This window comes from Nocardia vinacea NBRC 16497, from assembly GCF_000308835.1.
GTDB classification, from domain to species: Bacteria; Actinomycetota; Actinomycetes; order Mycobacteriales; family Mycobacteriaceae; genus Nocardia; species Nocardia vinacea.
This window is the reverse complement of the sequence record NZ_BAGN01000184.1, coordinates 1-22,651: the sequence shown is the minus strand read 5'-3', so window position 1 is coordinate 22,651 and position 22,651 is coordinate 1. Positions and strand designations below refer to the sequence as shown.

Annotated in this window: 17 protein-coding genes; 7 read left to right on the top strand and 10 right to left on the bottom strand. The window is 66.2% G+C overall.

Annotated features, from left to right (window positions below; translation table 11 throughout):
* Nucleotide 1: 1 nt before the first annotated feature.
* On the bottom strand, nucleotides 2-3,781 hold the full coding sequence (locus ON44_RS25880; protein ID WP_040694784.1) for a nitrate reductase subunit alpha: 3,780 nt from the start codon (nucleotides 3,779-3,781) through the stop codon (nucleotides 2-4).
* A 757-nt stretch (nucleotides 3,782-4,538) separates the two neighbouring features.
* Between ON44_RS25880 and ON44_RS25875 the strand changes: the two genes are divergently transcribed.
* A complete protein-coding gene (locus ON44_RS25875) occupies nucleotides 4,539-5,333 on the top strand; it encodes a helix-turn-helix transcriptional regulator (RefSeq protein ID WP_083898156.1) in 795 nt (264 codons plus the stop codon).
* Between the two features lie 109 nt (nucleotides 5,334-5,442).
* Complete coding sequence (locus ON44_RS25865; RefSeq protein WP_245567340.1) at nucleotides 5,443-5,877, top strand: hypothetical protein; 435 nt, start codon at nucleotides 5,443-5,445, stop codon at nucleotides 5,875-5,877.
* 21 nt (nucleotides 5,878-5,898) lie between these two features.
* Here ON44_RS25865 and mtnC read toward each other — a convergent pair whose 3' ends face one another.
* The 4 genes from mtnC to ON44_RS25845 all read right to left on the bottom strand — a co-directional run bounded on the left by mtnC (nucleotide 5,899) and on the right by ON44_RS25845 (nucleotide 11,239).
* Nucleotides 5,899-6,582 (bottom strand): acireductone synthase, encoded by a 684-nt coding sequence (gene mtnC / locus ON44_RS25860; RefSeq protein WP_040694781.1) that lies wholly within the window; start codon nucleotides 6,580-6,582, stop codon nucleotides 5,899-5,901.
* Nucleotides 6,579-7,154 carry a 1,2-dihydroxy-3-keto-5-methylthiopentene dioxygenase gene (locus ON44_RS25855; protein ID WP_040694780.1) on the bottom strand — a complete coding sequence of 192 codons (576 nt, stop codon included), beginning with the start codon at nucleotides 7,152-7,154 and terminating at the stop codon, nucleotides 6,579-6,581. Before ON44_RS25855 ends, mtnC begins: the two co-directional genes overlap by 4 nt.
* Nucleotides 7,151-8,827 (bottom strand): bifunctional S-methyl-5-thioribose-1-phosphate isomerase/methylthioribulose 1-phosphate dehydratase, encoded by a 1,677-nt coding sequence (locus tag ON44_RS25850; protein WP_051182465.1) that lies wholly within the window; start codon nucleotides 8,825-8,827, stop codon nucleotides 7,151-7,153. The genes ON44_RS25855 and ON44_RS25850 overlap by 4 nt, the downstream gene beginning before the upstream one ends.
* Nucleotides 8,828-8,926: 99 nt before the next feature.
* The gene (locus tag ON44_RS25845) at nucleotides 8,927-11,239 is read right to left on the bottom strand and encodes an arylsulfatase (protein ID WP_040694823.1); all 2,313 of its coding nucleotides are present in this window, start codon (nucleotides 11,237-11,239) and stop codon (nucleotides 8,927-8,929) included.
* A 294-nt stretch (nucleotides 11,240-11,533) separates the two neighbouring features.
* Between ON44_RS25845 and ON44_RS25840 the strand changes: the two genes are divergently transcribed.
* The 4 genes from ON44_RS25840 to ON44_RS52800 are packed head-to-tail and all read left to right on the top strand — an operon-like array spanning nucleotide 11,534 to nucleotide 16,738.
* A complete protein-coding gene (locus tag ON44_RS25840) occupies nucleotides 11,534-13,138 on the top strand; it encodes an ABC transporter substrate-binding protein (RefSeq protein ID WP_051182456.1) in 1,605 nt (534 codons plus the stop codon).
* Entirely contained in the window at nucleotides 13,135-14,094 is a 960-nt protein-coding gene (locus ON44_RS25835) for an ABC transporter permease (protein WP_040694776.1), read from the top strand. Before ON44_RS25840 ends, ON44_RS25835 begins: the two co-directional genes overlap by 4 nt.
* Nucleotides 14,091-14,933: an ABC transporter permease gene (locus ON44_RS25830; RefSeq protein ID WP_051182455.1), complete on the top strand. Its 843-nt coding sequence runs from the start codon at nucleotides 14,091-14,093 to the stop codon at nucleotides 14,931-14,933. Before ON44_RS25835 ends, ON44_RS25830 begins: the two co-directional genes overlap by 4 nt.
* Complete coding sequence (locus ON44_RS52800) at nucleotides 14,930-16,738, top strand: dipeptide ABC transporter ATP-binding protein (protein ID WP_051182454.1); 1,809 nt, start codon at nucleotides 14,930-14,932, stop codon at nucleotides 16,736-16,738. Before ON44_RS25830 ends, ON44_RS52800 begins: the two co-directional genes overlap by 4 nt.
* A gap of 280 nt (nucleotides 16,739-17,018) precedes the next feature.
* Here ON44_RS52800 and ON44_RS25820 read toward each other — a convergent pair whose 3' ends face one another.
* From ON44_RS25820 to ON44_RS25800, 5 genes are all read right to left on the bottom strand, one after another.
* Nucleotides 17,019-17,207 (bottom strand): hypothetical protein, encoded by a 189-nt coding sequence (locus ON44_RS25820; RefSeq protein ID WP_157187324.1) that lies wholly within the window; start codon nucleotides 17,205-17,207, stop codon nucleotides 17,019-17,021.
* Nucleotides 17,208-17,300: 93 nt separating this feature from the next.
* On the bottom strand, nucleotides 17,301-19,085 hold the full coding sequence (locus tag ON44_RS25815; RefSeq protein ID WP_040694773.1) for an NTP transferase domain-containing protein: 1,785 nt from the start codon (nucleotides 19,083-19,085) through the stop codon (nucleotides 17,301-17,303).
* Nucleotides 19,086-19,182: 97 nt separating this feature from the next.
* Nucleotides 19,183-19,923, bottom strand: coding sequence for a VOC family protein (locus tag ON44_RS25810; RefSeq protein WP_040694771.1), 741 nt, complete (start codon nucleotides 19,921-19,923; stop codon nucleotides 19,183-19,185).
* 39 nt (nucleotides 19,924-19,962) lie between these two features.
* Nucleotides 19,963-20,259: an MGMT family protein gene (locus ON44_RS25805; protein WP_040694769.1), complete on the bottom strand. Its 297-nt coding sequence runs from the start codon at nucleotides 20,257-20,259 to the stop codon at nucleotides 19,963-19,965.
* 5 nt (nucleotides 20,260-20,264) lie between these two features.
* Entirely contained in the window at nucleotides 20,265-21,050 is a 786-nt protein-coding gene (locus tag ON44_RS25800) for an alpha/beta fold hydrolase (protein ID WP_040694818.1), read from the bottom strand.
* Nucleotides 21,051-21,135: 85 nt separating this feature from the next.
* On the opposite strand from ON44_RS25800, the gene ON44_RS25795 reads away from it, so the two are divergent.
* Nucleotides 21,136-22,651: UvrD-helicase domain-containing protein (locus ON44_RS25795; protein ID WP_373283209.1), on the top strand; the 1,516-nt coding region annotated here is incomplete at its 3' end.

Sequence of the window (22,651 nt, the reverse complement as noted above, 5' to 3'; positions counted from 1 at the left end):
GTCAGTACTCCACTTCCTGCGAGCGGCGGCGAATTGTCGTTACCTCGTCGCGCTGATTTCCGGTGGGGCCGTGGTAATTCAGCGCGAAGGACTGCTGCGCGTAACCGCCGATGAGATGCGATGGCTTGATCATGATGCGGGTCAGCGCGTTGTGAATGCCGCCGCGCTTACCCTTGCCGGGCTGCTTATCCGGTGCACCCCAATCGAATCCGCCCGGCGCGCCCTCGATGCGCGGCACATCCACCGCCCGGTCCTGGGCGTGGTACATGAATACCGTGCCCTCGGGCATTCGGTGGCTGACGATGGCGCGCGCGACAACCACACCGTTGCGGTTGACCGCCTCGATCCAATCATTGTCCGACACACCGATTTTCGCGGCGTCCCGATCCGACATCCAGATCGACTGCCCGCCGCGCGAGAGCGTCAGCATATGCAGATTGTCCTGGTACGCCGAGTGGATGGACCACTTGGAATGCGGGGTCAGGTACCGAACGGTGACGCCGTTGTCACCGACGGACCCCACCCCTGGCTCACTGAACAGCGCGCTCATATCGAGCGGCGGCCGGAATACCGGCAGCTGCTCGCCGAGTTCGGCCATCCAGTCGTGATCGAGGTAGAAGTGCTGGCGCCCGGTCAGGGTGTGCCATGGCTTGAGTCGTTCGGTATTGATGGTGAACGGCGAATACCGCCGTCCGCCGGTCTCGCTGCCCGACCACTCCGGCGAGGTGATCACCGGTACCGGCCGAGCTTGCGTGTCCGCGAAGGTGATTCGCTTGCCCTCGTGTTCGGCGGCGAGATCGGCCAGCTGGGTGCCGGTGCGCCGCTCCAGCGCGTGGAAGCCTTCGACCGCGAGCCTGCCGTTGGTGGTGCCGGACAGCGCGAGGATCGCCTCGGCCGCGTGAGTGTCCTTCGCCAGCGACGGACGTCCCTGGGCCACACCGGAAACCACGGTGCCGTTCACCCCGGCGAGGTAGGCCACCTCTTGGTCCGGATGCGTGGTGACGCCCTTGGTGGTGACACCGAGCGTATCGATCAGCGGTCCGAGTGCGGCCATCTTCTCCGCGAGCTTCGGGTAGTCCCGCTCGACCACGACCAGTTTCGGCATGGTCTTACCCGGAATCGGTTCGCACTCACCGGTTTTCCAGTCCAGTACGCGCCCACCGGCCTGCGCCAGCGCATCCGGCGAATCGTGCTGCAGCGGTACTGCGACGATATCTTTGCGCTTGCCCAGATGCTTCTCGGCCATCCAGGAGAATCCACGCGCGATCCGGTGGAATGCCTCGAAGTCCGTCTTGGCCTCCCACGGCGGGGAGATGGCGGGGGAGAAGGCGTGCACGAACGGGTGCATATCGGTGGAGGACAGATCGTGCTTCTCGTACCAGGTGGCGGCGGGCAGCACGATATCGGAGAACAGCGTGGTGCTGGTCATCCGGAAGTCCAGCGAAAGCAGCAGATCCAGCTTCCCGCTCGGCGCTTCCTCGCGCCAGACCAGTTCCTGCGGCCGTACACCCGCGGCATCGGTGGTCTGCAGATTGGAGTCCGCGCCGAGCAGGTGCTTGTGGAAGTACTCGTTGCCCTTACCGGAGGAGCCGAGCAGATTCGCCCGCCACACGGTCAGGCAGCGCGGAAAGTTCTCCGGCGCATCGGGATCCTCGCAGGCGAAGCGCAGGTCACCGGATTTGAGCCCGTCCACCACGTGTTCGGGCGCGGTCTTGCCCGCGGCCTCGGCCTCGTCCACCAGATCCAGCGGATTGCGGTCGAATGTCGGATAACTCGGCATCCAGCCGAGGCGACTGGCCAGCGCGATATTGTCCGCGGCGGTGCGGCCCGCGAATTTCCCGGTGCCCAGCGGGGAAGCGAAGGACTGCGCGGTGAACGGGTCGTAGCGCCACTGGTCATTGCTGAGGTACCAGAACACCGTACCCTGCATCTGACGCGGCGGTCGCTGCCAGTCCAGGCCGAAAGCCAGGGTGGACCAACCGGTTACCGGACGGCACTTCTCCTGGCCGACGTAATGCGCCCAGCCGCCGCCGTTGACACCCTGGCAGCCGGTGAGCAGGGTCAGCGTGAAGAAGGAGCGGTAGATCTGGTCGGAGTGGAACCAGTGGTTGGTGCCCGCACCCATCAGGATCATCGAGCGTCCGCCGGATTTATCGGCGTTATCGGCGAATTCGCGGGCGATCCGCCGCGCCTGTGCGGCGGGTACGCCGGTGATGGCTTCCTGCCAGGCCGGGGTGTAGGGCTCCGCGGCATCGTCGTAGCCGGTCGGCCACCTGCCGGGCAGCCCGTCGCGTCCCACGCCGTACTGCGCGAGCAGCAGGTCGAACACCGTGGTGACCCGCTTACCCGCGACGGTGATCGTCGGTACGCCGCGCACCAGCACGCCCGCGGTATCGGTATCGAAGCGCGGCAGCTGCACCGCGACCGGGTGCTGGTCGGCGCGGTCGTGCAGGGTCAGCAGCGGATCGACGCCCTCGAGATCCAGATTCCACTTGCCCGCATCACCCGCGGTGAAGCGATGTCCGAGCGAACCGTTGGGCACCACCGGATTGCCCTCGGCATCGAGCAGCACCATCTTGTGCTCGGCGGTCTCGTCGGTGTGGCCGAGATCGGCGGCGGTGAGGAATTTGCCGGGCAGCGCACCGTCGTGGTGGTAGTTGCCATCGGCGTCCCAGCCCTCCGGATCGTCGAGGCACACCAGGAACGGCAGGTCGGTGTAGCGCTTGACGTAGTCGAGGAACCGCGGCGTGCTGCGCTCGACGAAGAATTCCTTGAGGATGACATGGCCCATCGACATGGCAAGGGCCGCATCGGTTCCCGGTCGCGCGGGCACCCATTCATCGGCGAACTTGGTGTTGTCCGCATAGTCGGGTGAGACCACGACGACCTTCTGACCGCGGTAGCGGGCCTCGGTCATGTAGTGCGCGTCCGGGGTCCGGGTCACCGGGACATTCGAACCCCACATGATGAGGTAACCCGCGTCGAACCAGTCGGCCGATTCCGGCACGTCGGTCTGGTCGCCGAATACCTGCGGGGAGGCCACCGGCAGGTCGGCGTACCAATCGTAGAACGACAGCATCGAGCCGCCGAGCATCGAAATGAACCGTGCGCCGACGGCATGGCTGACCATCGACATGGCCGGAATGGGGGAGAACCCGGCCACCCGGTCGGGCCCGTACTTCTTGATCGTGTGCACGTGCGCGGCGGCGGCGATTTCGGCGGCCTCCCACCACTCCGCGCGGACGAATCCGCCCTTACCGCGAGAAGACTTGTAGCGCTTGGCCTTTTCCGGATCCTCGACAATGGATTCCCAGGCCAGCACCGGATCCTTGAGCCGCTCCTTCGCCTCGCGGTACAGCTCGAGCAGCACGCCGCGCACATACGGGTAGCGCACACGCGCGGGGGAGTAGGTGTACCAGGAGAATGACGCGCCGCGCGGGCAGCCGCGCGGTTCGTATTCCGGCTTGTCCGCGCCGACCGAGGGATAGTCCGTCTGCTGCGATTCCCAGGTGATCACGCCGTCTTTGACGTAGATCTTCCAGGAGCAGGACCCGGTGCAGTTGACCCCGTGCGTGGAGCGCACCACCTTGTCGTGCGACCAGCGATCCCGATAGAACTCGTCGGCGCTGCGCCCGCCCACCTGATGCAGGCTGCGCTGATCCGCCGAGACCTCGCCCCGGTGGAAATACTTGCCGAGACGCAGCAGTGCGTCACTTGCGTCGGTAGATTGCCGATCGGCCGAATCGGAGGACGCGGAAGCCTGAGTGCGCGAATTAACCACGACGCCCCCTTCGAGCTGTGAAATCGGGCTGTTGCACCGACTGTAAGGAGGTCACGACGCACGTCCAAACGAATCTCTCACAGCCCGCACGCCGCGATCGTGAGGTGTGAGGCCGACGCAACGTGGCGGTCACCGCACGATTGCCCCGAAATGCCGAAGACATCGATGTGACCAGGGCGGATCCGCCCTGACCGGCCGAAATACGGCTTCCGCATGGTGTTTCGGGGGCTAGCCGGTGATGCTTTGGAAACCGCCGGTTCTCAGGCGGTTTACATTTGTTAACACATCCGGCGAGGGCTCGGGGGGCCGATTCCGCGCCTACGCGCGGTGGTCGAACCGTCCCGCGCGAAGCCATCCTGCGGGCCGCCGATCCATTCGCTGCCGATTTGCCAACCTTCGAGGTGTCAGCGGATGCGGCCGCGGCGCCAGGACGCGTGCGGCATTTCGATGCGTTGTCGTTTTCGACCCGCCGCGAACTCGTCACGGGTGAACGCGGCGAAGCGTCCGGAGACCCCGGACCCGCCGCATCGAGAAGGCGGTCGCCGCCGCGAGTTGGTTCTACCGGTCGCTCGGCGCGAATATTATTGCTGCTTCAGCACATTCGCACGCGGACCAAATGTCCGCGTGGCGGCCCCGACACGCGGGCGTTGGTCGGAAATTAGAGCAAACCCTTCGTTTAATATCGGATCGGCTCGCCCTCTGTGCAGGACTACCCGACTTTGTTGATACCTCTACAGCTTCATAGGAGTGGATTGCTGTGCCAAGCAGGTCGACCGATGGCGGCGACGGGGCTCCAGTGCGCCCGCCCACGTTCGGGGGTGAGTTGCGCAGACTGCGCGACGATCGACGTATTTCGCGCGAAAAGCTGGCATTCGCCGCTGGCGTGAGCGCCAGCTATATCACCCACCTCGAGGGCGGCGATCGGGAACACCCCACCAGAACGGTGGTGAATGCGCTGATCGGATATCTGGATCGGATCGCACCGCTCACCGATGCCGAACGCAGACTGTTTTTCGATCTGGCCGGATTGGGAGTGGACGGATTTCCCTCCGTACTCGAACTACGCGATCAGATCGGCACCGATATGCGCGACGGACTGCGCCTGCACGAGCCGAATGCGGCGGGCTATGTCGATACCCGGTGGAATGTCCTGTCCTGTAATGACTCCTACGCCGCCGCATTTCCCGGTCTGGTCGACGATGTGAATGTGCTGCGCTGGTTCTTCGGCAACGAGCTGTCCAAACAGGTCATGGTCGAATGGGAGCGCGAGGCCGCGCTCACCGTCGACTGGCTGCGCGGACTGATCGGTCAGTCCGGCGATACCGCCTGGTCCACCGAATTCCTCGGCGAACTCGGCGCGTATCCGGATTTCCGCAGAATGTGGGCCGCGGGCGGTACCACCTATGGCCGGGATCGGCCCATGCATGTGCGCGATCTCGGCTCCGGGGCGTGTTATCGACTCGATGTGCAACTGTTCCGGGTTGATTCGGGCAATCATCCGGGTAAGATTCAATTCTTCCTCGGCATCCGGAGCTCATGTGCCAGTCACTGACCAGTGTGGATACCTCCCAGGGTGCGCCGGATATCGCCAATTATCGGGACAGCGCCGCACCGAACGTATTTGATCCGGTCATCGGAAAATCGAAAACGGGAGGCATTCCATGATCCGCAATTCTCGTGGCACCGCCCCTACGGCCGTCGATCCCGGCGTCGAGTTGCGTTCCGCACTGGAAGCGCTGCTGCTGCACGACGCCGTCGGATTGGATGCCAAAATGCGTCACGCCATCGCCGCTGTGGTCCATTTGGCCGTTGACACTCCGCACGGCGCACCCGAGGACGCCGAGGAATTCCTCGGCCGCCTCGACGCTGCCTGGCTACTCGCCGCCTGGGCGGGCCGGGACAGCGAAATGTCGCTTATCGCAACCCTTGCCGCGGGTGATGTGCCCGCGCTGTCCTGGTGTGAACTCATGTTCACCACCGCCCTGGCCCCCTGGTCCATCAATCCGGCGGCGGTACACGCTCGGGGCGTCTTCGCCACCGTCCAGCACGGCCCCCTGGGCGCGGTCCGCCCGTCGATCGGCATCTCCGGCGCTTGACCCCTGCGGCAGGCGAATATCTCAGGGCAGCGTGAGTTCCGCGAACGAGGAGATCCAGTGATGCGGGGGACGGGGGGAATTCGGTTCACCGGGACGGTGGACACCGGTCACCGACCAGCCTGCGGCGACGGCGGCATCGAGTTCGTCGGGGTGGTCGGACAGGAACAGGATGCGGTCGGCCGGGGTGCCGATGGCGCTCGCGATCTTTTCGTAGGAGGCCGGTTCGCGTTTCGGGCCCGCGCTGGACAGGTCGAAGTAGCCGCTGATCAGTGCGGTCGGCTCACCGCCGCGGGCGAAGGTAAACCAATCCTGTTGGTTGCGTACCGATCCCGATGAGTAGACATAGAGCCGCAGACCGGCGGCGTGCCAGGCGGCGAGAGCGGGTGGGACGTCCGGAAAGAACTCCCCGTGCAGCGCGCCGTTGCGGAAGCCCTCGGCGCAGATGATGCCCTGTGCGGCCTTGAGCGGTTCGGCCTTCACATCGGAGCCGAGCCAGTCGCGCAGGATCGCGGCGACCTCGTCGGTGTCGGCATCGGGGCGGCCGGCGAGTTCGCGGGTGGCCGCGATAATGGGAGCGGCCGCGGCCGTGCGGTTTTCGGCCAGCCATTCGGGCAGGCGGGCGCGGGTATAGCCGTAGAGGTCCTCGCGTACCGAACTGGTCGGGCTGGTGGTGCCCTCGATATCGATGACTACGGTGGCGATCACGGGGCCGTCAGCAGCTGATCGAGGGTCGGGAAACCCGAGCTGATGGGGTCACCGGTGAAATCGCCGACCCAGCCGTCCGCCTCTTCGAAGAAGCGGATGGCGATGAAGTCGGGGCAGGTGCCCATATCGAACCAGTGCAGTGTGCCTGCGGGGACCGAAAGCAGGTCCCCGCCTTCGCATACCGCCGCCACGACCTCGTCACCCAGATGCAGATAGAAGCAGCCGCGTCCGGCCGCGAAGAACCGCACCTCGTCCTCGGCATGCCGATGCTCGTTCAGGAACTTCTCCCGCGCACCCTTGGCGATCTGCGGCCACTCCGGATTCGCGTCGTCGGGGTGGATGCGAGCGATATCGATATGCTTGTAGCGGCCGGAGGCATTGAGTTCGGCCACGCGGTCGTCGTATTCGGCGAGCAGGTCATCCGAGGCGGTCTCGGCGGCATTGTCCAGCACCGGCCAGCGGCCGAAAGTGATACCGCGGGCTGCCAATTCGGCGCCGATCACCGCATCGTCGGTGGTGCGCAGCACTACCTTGTCGGCATCGTCGGCGGCCATAACCTGCAACAGCGTCATGATGTCAGTCCAATCTCGAGGATCTCGTTCGGATTGCGCGCGGCGAAAGCCTGCCGACGGCCGGTGCGGGACACCAGCTCACACAGGGCTTCGAGGCATTCGGCGCGGTCGCGGGCCTGGGAAAGATTGTCTCCCCACGTCGTGATCCCGTGTCCCGCGATCGCCAATACCGGTGCCGCGGAGGGGTTTTCGAGCAGGTAGGCCTCGATATCCGCGCCTATGCGCGCGACGCCGGGCCAGTTCGGGAAGACAGGCAGGTCGAGGATGGTCGGATAGGTACCGTCCGGCTCCTTGGCCACCAGACCTTTGATGAGTTCGTAGTCGGTGATCCGCAGGGTGGTCAGTGCGTCGGAGGAGCCGGCGCGCGTCGCGGCTGCCGTCGCGTAGGGCGGATGAATGTGGACAACGGCTGCGGCACCGGTGGTTCGGTACACCGCCGTGTGAATCGTGGTCTCCGCCGAAGGCTTCCGCTGCTGATTCGGTGTCGGCGCGGAGTCGTCGATGCGGACGGTCACCATATCCGCGCCGGTCAATTCGCCCTTGGACAAACCGCTGCCGGTGATCACCGCGGTATCGCCGGTGCGCACCGAGATATTGCCCGCCGTGCCCGGCATCCAGCCCCGCCCGTACAACTCGCGTGCGATATCGGCGATGGCCGCATCCGGATCACCTTCGGCATTCGCGCCGTATACGACACCTAGTTCGGTAACTACCGCCGTCACCAACTCCGCGGGCGTCACATCGAAGGCCGGGTTGAAAGCCTCGGTGTCGACGGGAGCGGTTGTGACACCGCCGAATCCGGTCACCTCGGCTGTGGCTCGCTGTTCGACGACGATATCGGCACCGGTCGCCGTCTTCGGATCGCGCGTCGACTCCGGCGCCACCACGATGAACGGAATGCCATGGTGGTGGGCTGCGATGGCGAGGCCATAGGTGCCGATCTTGTTCGCGACATCGCCGTTGGCGGTCACTCGGTCCGCGCCGACCAGCACACAGTCCACCTGACCGGTCGCCATCGCCCAGGCGGCGGCCGAATCGATGGTGAGCCGATGCGGTATGCCCGCTTCGGCCAGTTCCCAGGCCGTCAGCCGGGCGCCCTGCAATAGCGGCCGGGTCTCGTCGACCAGGACATTCTCGATCGCGCCGCGCTCCGACAGCACCCGCATCGCCCCGATCGCGGTGCCGAAGGCGCTGGTCGCCAGCCGCCCGGTATTGCAGTGCGTGAGCACCCGCAGCGGCCGGTCCGGGCAGAGCCGCTGCACGAGATCGGCGGCATGGGTCGCGGCGGTCCGGTTGACCCGGCCGTCCTCGGCGAGCATGGCCAGGGTTTCGGCGAGTACCGCATCGGCACCGAGCGGCACCTTGGTCAGCACCCGCCGCACCGCCCAGGCCAGATTGACCGCCGTGGGCCGGGCGTCCGCGATCCGTGCGGCATCCGCCTCGGCCCGCGCCACGTCGACGACACCGTCGGTGGTGTGCGCGGCGGTGGCGATGACCACGCCGAACGCACCGGCGATACCGATCGCGGGCGCACCGCGGATGGCCAGCGTCTTGATGGCGTCGATCACCTGCTCGACCGTGCTGAGCCGCAGCTCGCGCACCTCGTGCGGCAGTTCGCGCTGGTCGATGGTGACCAGCGCACCGTCGTCCCAGATCAGTGAACTGTCGTCCATCAGGTGCATCCTTCGGTCGGGGGGAGTGGGGTGTTGTCCCTGGTCAACGGTATCGGACGGGCGGTGTCGCCGGAAATCCGCACCGCACGCGCATCCGGTTCATTCGGCGACGAACTCCGCCTCGCGTTCCACCGCCTCGATGGTCTGCTGAGGCACCTGGATCGGGCCCGGGGTGTAGGTGATCGCGCGCAGGTCGCCGGTGTAGCGGAAGGTGCCGCGACGTTCGCGCAGCTCCCAGGAGACCGGGCCGCGGGCATCGACGCCGACGGAAATGCCGGTCCACGGTGACATGCCGACGAGCTGCACCTGATCGCGCAGTTCCGGACCGGGTACGCCGTCGATTTCGATGACGAAGTCCGCGCGCAACCGCGGACGAACGGTGGCGCGCACCGCGATCCGTCGAACGTCCGCCGCGAGCGGTTCGCTCGTCACGGTGTTGTAGATGCCATAACTGTTGAGCCCGAACACGACTCGGCCGTCCTCGATGTGGAGCACGTAGCCGCCGAGCGGATCACCGTGCGCGACGAGCACACCCTCGTCGCCGGGGCGGTACCCGCCGAGTTCGGCTTCGATCGTGAAGTCGCGGTAGGCGATCAGTCGCTGCGAGCGATAGCGCTCCAGAGTCGGTGTGCCCGGCAGCAGTCGCACCGGTGCGGAGAAGCGTCCCTCCTCCGGTCGCCGCCGTGCCAGATCCTGGCGGGTGACCAGCGGGAAAACCGTATTCGCCCAAGCAGATTCGTCCCAGGCGGCGGCGAGTTCGGCGACCTTCTCCGGGAATTGCTCGGAAAGGTCGTGCAGTTCGGTCGGATCCGTGCGCACATCGAACAGCTGCCACAGCGGCGCGTCGATATCGGTGTTGGGTTCATAGAGCGAGAGCAGTTTCCAACCGTCACGATAGAAGCCGCGATTGCCGACCATCTCGGAGTACTGCTCGGTGTGCTTGGAAGCCGTCCGTGGATCGCGCAGCGTATCGACGGCGGAAATGCCGTCGAAATCTTTGGCGGGCAGGCCATTACGCACACTGGGCCGTCGCAACCCGGCCAGCTCCAGCAGGGTGGGCGCGAGATCGGTGACGTAGGTGTATTCGTGCCGGATTCCGTCATCGTCCGCGGTGCGCGGCAGTCCCTTCGGCCAGGACAGCAGGAACGGCACCCGCACCCCGCCCGCGAAGGTCTGGCCCTTGTAGAACCGGAACGGTGTATTGGAGGCCTGGCCCCAGCCGCGCGGATAGTGCACACCCAGTTTCGCGGTGCCGATCAGCTCCTCGTCGTGCGGCACATCGCCGATCCAGTCCGGATCGGTGATGTGCGCGAATTCCGCGAAATAGGTGCGGGTGCCCTCCGGTCCGCCCTCCGCGGTGCCGCCGTTGTCCGAGGTGAACAGGACGATGGTGTTATCGAGTTCGCCGAGTTGCTCGAGGGTGTCGAGGATTCGGCCCAGGCTCTGGTCGATGCTGTCGACCATGCCCGCGTACACCTCCATATACCTGGCGAAGCGTCGCTGCTGCTCGGAGGTGAGCGAATCCCATTCCGCGGCTTCATATCCCGGTTCGGTATTGCGCGGCTTCTGCTGGGTCCCCTCCGGGAAAAGGCCCGCGGCAAGCTGATTGGCGAAGCGGGTCTGCCGCAGCTTGTCCCAGCCTTCGGCGTAGCGGCCGCGGTACTTGGCCAGATCCTCCGGCTTGGCCTGCAACGGTCCGTGCATGGCGACATGGGCGAAGTACAGGAAGAACGGTTTGACGGCGTCGTGTGCGCGCAGATCCTTGATATAGCTGATCGCTTTATCCGTCAGATCGTCGGTGAGGTAGTACCCCTCGGGATATTCCTCGATATCGACAACCGAAGAGTCCGAAACCAGCTGATTCGGATAGTAGAAGGAGTTGAGTCCTTCCAGCGAGCCGTAGTAGCGGTCGAAGCCGCGTTGAGTCGGCCACGAATCCCTATGTGCCGCAGGGTTCATCGTGGCATCGCGCACCAGATGCCATTTGCCGACCGCGTAGGTGGCATAGCCGTTGGCGCGCAGTATTTCCGGCAGGGTCAGCACATCGTCGGCGAGTTCCAGGCGCAGACCCGGATATCCGGGATCGGCATTCGCGACGAAGCCGAAACCGGCACGGTGGGCATTGATTCCGGTCAGCAGCGAGGCGCGCGAGGGCGAGCACAGCGGGGTGGTGTGGTAATTCGTGAGCCGAAGACCGTTGGCGGCCAGCCGGTCCAGCGTCGGAGTTTCGATCTCGGAGCCGAACGGGCCGATATCGCTGTATCCCATATCGTCGATGAGCACCACGATGATGTTCGGTGCACCCTCGGGAGCGGTGGGCGGATAGGTCCATTCGGGCGTGGAATCGGCGGTGGTGCGGCCGATGGCGCCGGTGAAACCTTCATAACCGCGAGCGTGGGATGGAGCAGGCATCATTCCAGTCAAAGCCGCTACCCGCCCAGGTCACCAGCCTTTTGCGCACAGTGCGCCTAACCGCTGACGGCGTGGTGGGTCGGCTGTTAATTTCGCCAGCATGCCCACGACTACGCCCTGCGCACCGCACGCCGAGTGCGCGCAGGAACCCTGCTGTTCGTGTCGCTCGCCGCGTTGCTGACGCGCCTTTGATCGCGCGTATGCCAATGCTGATTCCTTCCCGTCCGGTGCCGTCGGCGCACCGAAATCGGTTCCGTATCCACGGGATCGATCTGTCTCTCGAGGATTTGTCAGATGAGTTCTTCCCCCGGCGTGGGCGCCGACCAAGGTGTGGGCCGCCGTAACTTCCTGCGCAATACCGGTATCGCCGCCTTCGCGATCCTCGGCACGGGTGCGCTGGCGGCCTGCTCCTCCGCGGTGAGTGAGCAGAAGGCGGGCAGTGACGACAATGCGCAGCCGGTGCGCGGCGGCACGCTGAAGGTCGGCTGGCCGACCGATGTCATCGCGGCCAACCTGCTCACCAATAGCGGAACGGTGCCCGCGCTCATCGGCCTCGTCTACGAGTCGCTGGTCCGGTATCCGCACGACAAACTGGAACCGGCACCGTTGCTGGCGAAATCATGGACCCTCGCCGAGGACGGACTCTCGCTCACGCTGGACCTGCGCGACGACGTGAAGTTCCACAGCGGCAGGCAGTTCACCGCCAAGGACGTCGAATTCTCGCTGCGCACCTATGCGGATCCGAAATGGTCTGCCCAACTCAAGAGCACGGCTGCCGCGATCACCGAATACGACATCGTCGGACCGAACCGGATCGTGCTGAAGTTCGCACATCCGCTCGGCAATATCTTCGATCTGCTCGATACCGCGCCGATTCTGGACAGTGAGACCATCGCGGAGGCCACCACCGCCGATAAATTCATCGGCACCGGGCCGTTCAAGCTGACCCAGCGCACCCCGAATTCACTGCTGGTCTTCGAGCGCAATGAGCTGTACCGGATCCCGGACCGGCCCTATCTCGACCGGGTCGAGATTTCGATCATTCCGGATACCCAGGCGCTGGTGAACGCGCTCAAGTCGGGACAGATCGCCGTCGCGAACGGACTCAACTATCGCGACAACGAAAACTTCGCCAAGAGCGCCGGATTCACCACCGTCACCTACGAGGGTGCCGAACTGCAGATCTATGTCGGCGCGAATGTCGCCGAGCCCGCACTCGCGGATGTGAAGGTGCGCCAGGCCATCGCATACGCCATCGACCGCGAACGGATCATCTCCGAGGTATTCCGCAATGCGGGCTATCCGGTGAATCTGCCGTGGCCCAAGACTTCGCCCGCCTTCGACGACGCGCGCAACAAGACCTTCAGCCGCGATATCGCCAAGGCCAAGCAGATTCTGGCGCAGACCAGCAAACCGCCGAAGCTGACGCTGTCCTATGACACCAGCCTCCCGTACTACGAGGCGACCGCACAGATCGTGCAGGCCAATCTCGCCGAAATCGGCATCGAGGTCACCCTCGACCCGATCGAATCCGCGACCTTCGTGAAAAGGCTTATCGGCGCGGAATTCCCGGGGCTGTGGGTCACCACGCATTCCTGGGCGCAGTTCACGCCGTCCACGCTCACCGTCAGCGCCTACCCGTTCAATGCGCGAAAGAACGCCTCGCACTACGAATCCCCGGCCTACGTCAGTGCCGCCGATGCGGCATGGCAGGTCAAACAGGGCACCAGTGCCGAGGCTGTGCAGGCCTACCGGAAGGTCAGCGATCAGCTGCTGGACGGTCTGTTCCTCATCGAAATCGGTGTGCACCTCCAGCAGGCCGCCACCTCGCGCAAGGTGCACGGGCTGGACTGGACCAAGCGCCGCGAAACCGTACTCACCGACGCATTCCTGTCATGACCCGATATCTGTTGCGCCGCTTACCTTCCGCGGTACTCGTCCTGTTCGCCGCCTCGGTGCTGATCTTTCTGCTACTGCGGCTGGTTCCCGGTGATCCTGCGCTGACGCTGGCGGGCCCCGATGCCTCGCCGGAGACGATTGCCGCCATCCGTCATCAGCTCGGACTCGACCGATCTATTCCGGCGCAGTACGCGACCTGGCTCGAGAACCTGTGCACCTTCGATCTCGGCCGCTCCTACATCATCGGCGGCCAGATCGCCGATCTCGTCGGCCGGGGCCTGACAAATACCCTGGTGCTGACCGGTGCGGCGCTGCTGCTCGCGGTGGTGGTCAGCGTTGCGGTCAGTGTCGTCTCGGTGGCATGGCCGAATCGCTGGTTCAATGCGCTCGTCGCCGCGGCGAATACCGTCGCGGTGGCGCTGCCGACCTTCGTGACCGGTGTGCTGCTGGTGCTTGTCTTCGCGGTCGCGATTCCGGTGTTGCCCGCCGGTGGAGTACCGCCGGATGGTTTCATCGCGCGCCCCGATATCGCCGTGCAGTACTTGCTGCTGCCTTCGATCTGTCTCGCGTTGCCGGTGGGTGCGGCGCTCACGCGGTTCCTCACCGAATCGCTGCGCACCGAGTTGGGCAAACCGTATGTGCTGACCGCGCGCTCACAGGGGATCTCGCACTGGCAGATCGTGACTCGGGGCGCGCTGCGCAATGCCGTGCCGACCATGCTGACCGCACTCGGCCTGCAGACCGGGCAGCTGCTCGGCGGTGCGGTACTGGTGGAGGCCGCGTTCGCCTGGCCGGGCATCGGGCAATTGGTCGAGCAGGGGATCAGCAGGCGCGATTATCCGGTGGTGCAGGTGCTCCTGCTGCTGTCCGTCGCGGTTTTCGTGACGATCCAGTTGGTCACCGATATCGCCCACGCCTATCTCGATCCGCGCATTCGAATCGGGGCCGGCTCATGACCGTAAGTTCTACGGATCGCGCAGCGGGTACATTGCGAATCGCTTTCCGCAGTGGACAGGGCCTGCTCGGGCTGAGCCTCGTGGTGGTCATCGCGCTCGCCGGAATCTTGGCGGGTGTCCTCGCTCAATACGATCCGATCGCCCAGATACCGGGCGCAAATCTCCTGGGCCCCAGCGGAGATCACTGGCTCGGCACCGACCACCTGAACCGGGATGTCTTCGCGCGCGTGCTGTACGGCATCCGGATCGACCTGATCATCGTCTTCGTCGCCGTCCCGCTCGGCGCGTTGGCCGGTGCGCTCGCCGGACTGCTCGCCAGCAGTAACCCGGTCGCGGATGTCGTGGCACAGCGCGTTTTCGACGTGATCCTCGCGTTCCCGTCGCTCATCTTCGCCATCGCATTGGCCGCGATTACCGGACCCGGTATCCACGCGGTGATCGCGGTGATCATCGCGGTCGAGATTCCGGTGTTCGGCAGGCAGATCCGCACCGCGATCCTGCAAGTGCGCGAACAGCCGTTCGTCGAGGCGGCCGAGGTGATCGGTGCGGGCACCTGGTGGAACTTGCGCAAACACGTGCTGCCCAACGTTGTCGAACCGCTGTCGGTGCAGTTGGCACTGTCCATGTCGGTGGCGGTATTCGTGGAGGGCGCAATGAGTTTCATCGGGATCGGCGTGCGTCCGCCGGACCCGTCGCTCGGTTCGATCATCGCCGAGTCGATTTCGAATCTGGACGCCAATGCCGCATTCGCGATCGGTCCGCTGGTGGTGGTGGCCGGGTTGACGCTCGGATTCCTATTGATCGCCCAGGCATTGGGCCGGGCGAGGAGGATCGGATGAGTTCGGAAATACTGGTGGATATCCGGGATCTGGTGGTGCGCTTCGGTACCCGCACCGTCGTCGACGGTGTCGGCTTCCAGATCCGCCGCGGTCAGGTCGTCGCGCTTGTCGGCGAATCCGGCTCCGGCAAGTCGATTACCGCCCGTGCCGTACTCGGGCTGCTGCCCGATGGCGCGGTCCCATCCGGATCGATTCGCCTCGCCGAGACCGAAATCATCGGCGCGCGTGAACCGGAACTGCGCGCCCTGCGTGGCACCCGGGCCGCGATGGTGTTCCAGGAGCCGCAGACCGCGCTGAACCCGGTGCAGAAGATCGGCACCCAGCTCGTGCAGGCGTTGCGCGCACACGGCCCGATCTCGAAGCCGGATGCCAAGGCGCGGGCCGTGGAATTGCTTCGCATGGTGGATATTCCGGAGCCCGAGCGTCGTGTCGAGTGGTACCCGCATCAGCTCTCCGGCGGCCAGAAGCAGCGTGTGGTGATCGCGCTGGCGTTGTCCGGCGAGCCGGATGTGCTCATCGCCGATGAGCCGACCACCGCGCTGGATGTCACGGTGCAGGCCGAGATCCTGGAGCTGCTGCGCGCCCTCCAGCGGACCCACGGCACAGCAATTCTTTTCATCACGCACAACCTCGGGGTCGTCGCCGAGATCGCCGATCACGTGGTGGTGATGCGCGCGGGCGAGGTCGTCGAACAGCAGCCGGTGCGCCCCCTGTTCGCCGATCCACGTGCGGAATACACGAAGTCGTTGCTCAGCGCCGTCCCACGGCTGCCGGAGGTCGTGCGGGCAGTCGACAAAACGGGTACGCGCGAGGTCGATCACCTCGACGCGAAGAACTCCGCGTCGGTGGTCCGGGGTGATCGGAATGCGATGTCGCTGATCGATGTCGGCCACAGTGCGGCACCGGTGGTTGCGGCCGACCGGGATACCGGATCGGTGGTCGAGGGCGACAGGTCTGCGGCTCTGCAGGCCGTTGCCTCGGAATCACAGCCGGTGCTTCGCATCAGCGATCTAACCGTTGTGTACCGCAACCAAGGCGGCAGCAAGGACTTCCACGCCTTGCGCGATGTCTCGCTCACTGTCGCACCGCGCGAGGTGATCGGTCTGGTCGGCGAATCCGGCTCCGGTAAGAGCACGCTGGGCCGCACCGCGCTCGGTTTGATACCGGCGCATTCCGGACAGGTTGAGCTGCAAGGGGTTTCGCTCAACGGTCTAGCGAACCGGGAGCTGCGTGCCCTGCGCAAGAACGTCGCGCTGGTCCATCAGGACGTCACCGCGTCACTAGACCCACGGCGCAGTATCGAGGACACCATCGGTGAACCGCTCCAGGTGCACCGTGTCGCCTCCGGCGCGCTCCTGCGCGCCAAGGTGGGCGATCTCCTCGAATCCGTCCGTCTCCCACGCGATTACGCCACCCGTCGCCCCGGCGAACTCTCCGGCGGCCAACGCCAGCGGGTCGCCCTGGCCAGGGCACTCGCCCTGGCACCCCGGTTGCTCGTCGCCGACGAACCGACCAGCGCCCTCGACGTGTCGGTTCAAGCCCAGGTCCTGGACTTGTTCGCCGACCTACGCGCCGAATACGGCTTCGCCTGCCTGTTCATCAGCCACGACCTCGCGGTGGTCCACCAGGTCGCCGACCGCGTCGTGGTCCTACGCGAGGGTGCCGTCGTCGAAACCGGACCCGTCGCCGAGGTATTCGCATCCCCCCGGGCCGACTACACACGCAACCTCCTGGAAGCAGTTCCCATCCCTGATCCCACCCGTCGCACTCCCGACAGCCCTGCGCTTCTGCGCCTCGGCGCGTGACTCCGCCAACGGCGAATTACTTCTGCACGGGATCGCTCCGATGGGCACGCAGAATTTTCTGCGGCAAAAGGTAACTCGCCGGGCGTGGCCATCGGCGGGGTAATTCGAACCGCGTGTGACGCGTTCGAAAGTGCGCGTCAAGCTTTATGGATCGATCGGCTGGAATGTATTGCCATGAATAGTTTACGACGGCTCCGAACCCGGAGACCGCGCGCAACGAACCGGGCCGCGCACAAGCGGGCCGCCGGCTCACGTGGAGGAACCGGCGGCCCGTTTCAGATCAGTGCTGTCCGGGTCGGCGCTGCTCAGCGCCTCGCCGCTCCGAGCTCGGCTCCCGCCGCTGCTCGTCACGGTCGCGATCGCTAATCGATCCGGATCGGTTCATGCCCTGGTCCTGGCGCTGCTGTTGCTGCTGCCGTTCCATCTGCTTGGGCATTTTCTTAGGCGCTTTCTTCGACTTTTCAGCCATCTCCACTCGGTCCTTTCCGAAGTGATGTTGTATTCGCCTAACCATCACACAATAGCGAGCGGACATCATGAGTGGAAGAAAAATATCGATTATTTACACCTGGAGTGGGAGGAATTCGACGAGGTCGTCGTCGGTGGCCTCGGCGGGGACGATGACCAGGCCGTCACGGTCGACGAGGCCGCCCAGATGGGTGGTACGGATCTGCGGATCGCCGAGCCAGCCGCCGTATGGGGCGAGCCGAGCCGGGACGATGCGGGTAACGGGTCCGGAGATCGCGCTCGCATTGCGCAGTGGCCCGATGAGCGGTCGCAGCGGGTGGCCGCCGGTTCGGCCCTCGACGACCGCGGGGGACAGGGCCATCAGTACGGCCACGGCCGCGAATGGATTTCCCGGTAGGCCGAGAACGGTTGTACCGCTGGATAATTCGGCGACAACAGTGGAGCCGCCCGGACGCAATTTCAAGCGGTGGACCAGGATTCGAGCTTCGGCACGGGCAATCGCCCCGCGCAACTGGTCCGCCGCGCCGCCACCGGTCGCACCGACGACAACCAGCAGATCGCAATCGTCCGCCGCACCGAGCACCTCGTCGAAGCCGCGCGGAGTATCGCGCAGGTGCACCCGATCGATCGCGCGAATTCCATACCAGGACAGCACATCCGGAAGAATCGGCCCGATCGAGTCGCGGGTCTGACCGGTCTGCAGCGGGCCGGTGCTGCGGATCTCGTCGCCGGTCATGATGATGCGGGCTCGCACCGGGCCGCGCACCATTGCCTCGGTCACTTCCACACTGGCCGCGGCGGAAATCAGCCCGGCCGTAACCGGTGTGCCCTCGGGCGCAACGAGATCGCCCGGTGCCCGGTCCTCGCCGCGACGGCGAATATCGTCGCGCAGCGGGGAATCCTCGTGCTGGTACAGCATTTCATCGTTTTCGATCCGCGCGTATTCGTCACGGAGCACCCGCGTGGTGCCGTCTGGCACATGTGCGCCGGTGGCGATCCGCACCGCCTCACCGGGCAGCAGCCCGACCGGCCGTCGACCGCCCGCGAACCCGATATCGCGGCGCAGACGCCATGGTCCGTCACCGGCGACCGCGTATCCGTCCATGGCGGAGACATCGAAGCGCGGTAGCGCTCCGACGGCTGTCAGCGGCGCGGCGAGAGTCGCACCGCGCACGGAAGCCAGTTCGGTCCGATACTCGGTGAGTCGAGAGATGTTGGTGCGCAATATATCCCGTGCCTCGTCGAGCGGCAGCGGCGTTGTGGAAACCGCGGCCGCCGGTGCGGGACGCGGCGCACCGACGGCAGCGGCGTCCCAAGCCATCCTGGCCCTTCGCACCTGCTCCTCGGTATCGCAATCGGCGATACCGGGCATGGCGACGGTGACGGTATCGGCCGGGATCAGCGCCTTCATCGGCTGATTGATCAGCGAATCCAGCCGCGTCAGCGCTTCCGTCAGCGCCGTCCGGCGCCATACGCCGATCAGATATTGCGGCCGACCGGATTCGTCGGCCGCGAAGACCGCGTCGGCGCCGGATTCGATGCCGCGCCGGATCAGCTCTGTCACCGTCGTCGGCGACAGGAACGGCAGATCCGCCGCGAGCACCACCACCAGCGGCGCGGCGGTCGGGCCGAGCGCGCGCAATCCGGCTCCCACCGCGGCGACCGGACCCGAACCCGGCGGCACCTCGCGCACCTGCACGATCCGCGCGTCCAATTCGGGCCGATGCGGTCCGACCACCACGGTCCGCGCACACGGCGCCACCGCGGCCAGGGCCGCATCGAGCATGGATCGACCGCCGATGATGATGGCGGGCTTATCGACGCCCCCCATGCGGCTGGCGCGTCCGCCCGCGAGCACGATCGCGTCGGCGGTGGTCACCGGTCAGCGCCTGGCGCGAGAGAGGACATGGCCGACATGCTAATTCGTCGGCTGTACAGATCTGGGCAGGGCGGTCTGGTTCCAGCGGTCGCAGGGTCTAGACCGTCGAATAGTCCGGCGTCGGTCGGCGCAGGCAGAACTCGTTCGTCTCCGGATCGGCGAGCACCAGCCCGGGCACGCCGTCGGCATCGATCTGGGTCGCGCCCGCCGCGCGTAGTCGGGCCACCTCGGCGGCCGGATCGTCGGCGGGGAAGGACGCCAAGTCCAGACGCAGTCGATTGCGCCCGCTCTTCACATCCGGCGTATGGACGAACTCCAGCCAGGATCCGAGCCCCGTCGCCGAGCGGAGCCCGGCCACCCGCGCGCCGCCGTAGGTGATCGGCCAGCCCGAGGCGGTGGACCAGAACTCGGCCAGCCGCGCCGGATCGTGCGTATCGATCACGATGGCGGCGACCGCACCGGTATCCACGTACTCCTCGCGCGGCTCCAGCACGCAGAACTCGTTGCCCTCCGGATCGGCCAGCACCACCCACGGCACCGCGCCCTGGCCGATATCGACGTGCCGGGCGCCCAGCGCCAGTGCGCGATCCACCTGCACTCGCTGATGATCGAGCGAGCGACTGGCCAGATCCAGATGCATCCGGTTCTTACAGTCCTTGGCGCGCGCCTCGGGCAGGAAGGTCAGGGCCAGATCGAGGCCGTCCGGATCGGGGGCCGCCACATCGACCTCGTGGGGGCGCTCGATCGTCACCGTCCAGCCAAGCAACTCGGCCCAGAAATCCGCGACGAACCGGGGCCGGTCGGCATCGAAGACGACACACGCCAGGCGGGTGGACATATTTCAACGTTAACCGCCGATCGACGGCGGCGGGGCCGTTTACGGGAGCGGAAAACGCGCGGCGCGCAAGTCCACTCGGCCGTCGTGGATCGGCACGCCCTCGGCGGCCAGCAGGCGCAACTGACGATCGGCCAGATGCGCGGCGGGCTTACCGCCCGCGCCGATCACCCGATGCCATGGCAGATCGGCGGAGTCGGTGCGCATGATCCAGCCGACCGTGCGCGGGGTGGACAATCCGGCCGCCGCGGCGATATCGCCGTAGGTGACGACCCGGCCCGCAGGCACCGTCGCGACCAGCGCGCGCACCCGCTCGACCTCGGCATCGGTGGTGGCCATCTCGACTACAGCACCGATCGGATCAGCGCCGCGGTCTCGGCCGGCCGGGCCTGGGCGACCATATGGTCGCAGTCCCATTCGAGCACGGTCAGATTCTCGCCCAGGTGCGCGGTGAGGGCGGCGCGGAACTCCGGGGTGACGAAGGGCGGCACCACCTTCATGGCCTGCACCAGGATCGTCGGCAGGTCAGCGGGCGGCAGCACATAGTGCCGGGCCAGCTGACCCCAGTAGGAGTTCACGGCGGGCAGACTGATCCGCCAGCCGACCCGGCCGTCGGCGGTGGGCATCAGATGTTCGGTGAGTTCGGCATCGAGCAGGCGCGGCTCCACCTCGCCCCAGCCGGTCGCGACTTTGTCCTGGCGGGCATGCTCGACGGTGTCGTAGTCCGGTGAGGCCAGGCTGGACAGTGCGATATCCATCAGGCGCTCCGGCTCCAGCCCGATCGCCGAATCGAGCAGGATCAGCTTGCGCACCAGGTGCGGATGCCGATGCGCCAGGTGCAGCGCACAGGCACCGCCGAAGGAGTGCGCGACAACGACCACCGGTTCGTCGGTTTCCGCAGTGAGCAGTTCGACCAGATCCTCGACGATGGTCTCGAAGTTCCACGGCGGCAATGCGGTCGAGCGACCGTGTCCGCGCAGGTCGGGGGCGATGAGCCGGACCTCGGGCAGATGTCGGGTGGCCAGTTCCTCCCAGCGTTTGCCGTGGCCGGTGACACCGTGCAGGGCCAGGACTTTCGGCCCGTCGGCGGGGCCGAACCGATATACATGGAGAGGCGACACAAGTCTCATATTGACGTATCTGGAAATCCATCGCAGATCCAAGGCGTGTGTCGGACCTCACCGATCGGTGAATCGCCCGCGTGGCGTGTCGGAGGTGTCTGTTGCAATAGCCCGCGTGGTGCGATCGGATAGCGCGGTGCGACTTGTTCGCCGGAATGTGGCGGCACCCCCGGCTCGGACCTGGGGTACCGATGTCCGCGCGCTGTTCGATGCCGCGGCGACGGTCGGCCCGATCCGGCCGGACTGGCGGCCGTGGCAGGTGCTCGGCGGACCGGGAACCGGCAAGACCGCACTGCTGATCGATCTGGCCGCCGAGCGCATCGCCGCGGGGGTCGATCCGGAATCGGTGCTGGTACTGACCCATTCGAAGCAGGCGGCGAGCACGGTGCGCGACGCCATTACCGCCCGGCTGACCGATCCCGACGCCGCCGAGGGCGGGGTACCCGGCGCCACCAGGGAACCGCTGGTGCGCACACTGCATTCCTACGCGTTCTCGGTGCTGCGCAGACATGCGAGCGCACACGGCAATCCGCCGCCGCGTTTGCTGACCGGTGCCGAGCAGGATGCCGTACTGCGTGAAATGCTGCGCGGCGACCTGAGCGATATTGCGGCCGGGGCGAGCGGTCTGTGGCCGGAACGGCTGCAGCCCGCCCTGGGACTCGGCGGATTCGCCGAGCAGTTGCGCGATCTCATGCTGCGGGCCACCGAACGCGGCCTCGGACCCGAGGATCTGGTGCGGCTCGGCCGCGAGCACGGTCGGCCGGAGTGGGTGGCGGCGGGCAAATTCGCGGTCCGCTACGAGCAGTCGATGCTGCTGCGCTGGTCGGTCGGGGTGGAGGCGCCCGAGGCAACCGCACCGGCGCTGGATGCGGCCGAACTCGTCGGTGCCGCGCTGGACGCGCTGGCCGCAGACGCCGATCTGCTTGCCACGGAACGGAATCGGATCAGATACCTGCTGGTCGACGATGCCCAGCATCTGGATCCGCAGGCCGCGCTGCTGGTGCGGGTGATGGGTACGGCCGCGCATACGGCGGTCGTGGCGGGCGATCCGGATCAAGGCGTATTCGCCTTCCGCGGTGCGGATTCGCGCTTCGTCGCCGAACTCGCCGCACCGGATGGACAGCGAATCCTTCTGCGGGACAACCAGCGATCGGGCGGCGCGGTGGAACTGGCCGTCGCGCGGATCGCGGCCAAGTTGCCCGGCAGTGCGCCACAACGCTTTTCGGCACCCGGGCACACGACGGTACCGAAGGCCGACGACACCGAGGTGCGCGTGCGGGTACTGGCGACCCCGGCGAAGGAAGCTGCCTTGATCGCCGACCATTTGCGCCGCGCCCATCTCACCGATGGTGTGCCGTGGTCGCGCATGGCGGTGATAGTCCGCTCGGTGCCATTGTCACTGGCTCCGCTGCGCCGCGCCCTACTGGCGGCCGGAGTGCCCGTACAACAGCCCGCACTCGACGCGCCACTGGCCCGTCGGCGCGGCGCGGCGTGGATGCTGCTCGCACTGCGCGCGGTGCTCGCCGAGGATGCGCAGCGGCGCGGGCGTCGACGTTCGGCCGAGGCGATGTTCTCGGCGGAAGACGCATTGGATCTGCTTGCCGGACCCC

Coding starts and splice junctions, on each gene's coding strand:
- ON44_RS25820 (WP_157187324.1), bottom strand. CDS start 17,207: ATGGCTGAAAAGTCGAAGAAAGCGCCTAAGAAAATGCCCAAGCAGATG.
- ON44_RS25855 (WP_040694780.1), bottom strand. CDS start 7,154: ATGACGCTGTTGCAGGTTATGGCCGCCGACGATGCCGACAAGGTAGTG.
- ON44_RS25805 (WP_040694769.1), bottom strand. CDS start 20,259: ATGGCCACCACCGATGCCGAGGTCGAGCGGGTGCGCGCGCTGGTCGCG.
- ON44_RS25840 (WP_051182456.1), top strand. CDS start 11,534: ATGAGTTCTTCCCCCGGCGTGGGCGCCGACCAAGGTGTGGGCCGCCGT.
- ON44_RS25865 (WP_245567340.1), top strand. CDS start 5,443: ATGATCCGCAATTCTCGTGGCACCGCCCCTACGGCCGTCGATCCCGGC.
- ON44_RS25800 (WP_040694818.1), bottom strand. CDS start 21,050: ATGAGACTTGTGTCGCCTCTCCATGTATATCGGTTCGGCCCCGCCGAC.
- ON44_RS25835 (WP_040694776.1), top strand. CDS start 13,135: ATGACCCGATATCTGTTGCGCCGCTTACCTTCCGCGGTACTCGTCCTG.
- ON44_RS25810 (WP_040694771.1), bottom strand. CDS start 19,923: ATGTCCACCCGCCTGGCGTGTGTCGTCTTCGATGCCGACCGGCCCCGG.
- ON44_RS25830 (WP_051182455.1), top strand. CDS start 14,091: ATGACCGTAAGTTCTACGGATCGCGCAGCGGGTACATTGCGAATCGCT.
- ON44_RS52800 (WP_051182454.1), top strand. CDS start 14,930: ATGAGTTCGGAAATACTGGTGGATATCCGGGATCTGGTGGTGCGCTTC.
- ON44_RS25845 (WP_040694823.1), bottom strand. CDS start 11,239: ATGCCTGCTCCATCCCACGCTCGCGGTTATGAAGGTTTCACCGGCGCC.
- ON44_RS25850 (WP_051182465.1), bottom strand. CDS start 8,827: ATGGACGACAGTTCACTGATCTGGGACGACGGTGCGCTGGTCACCATC.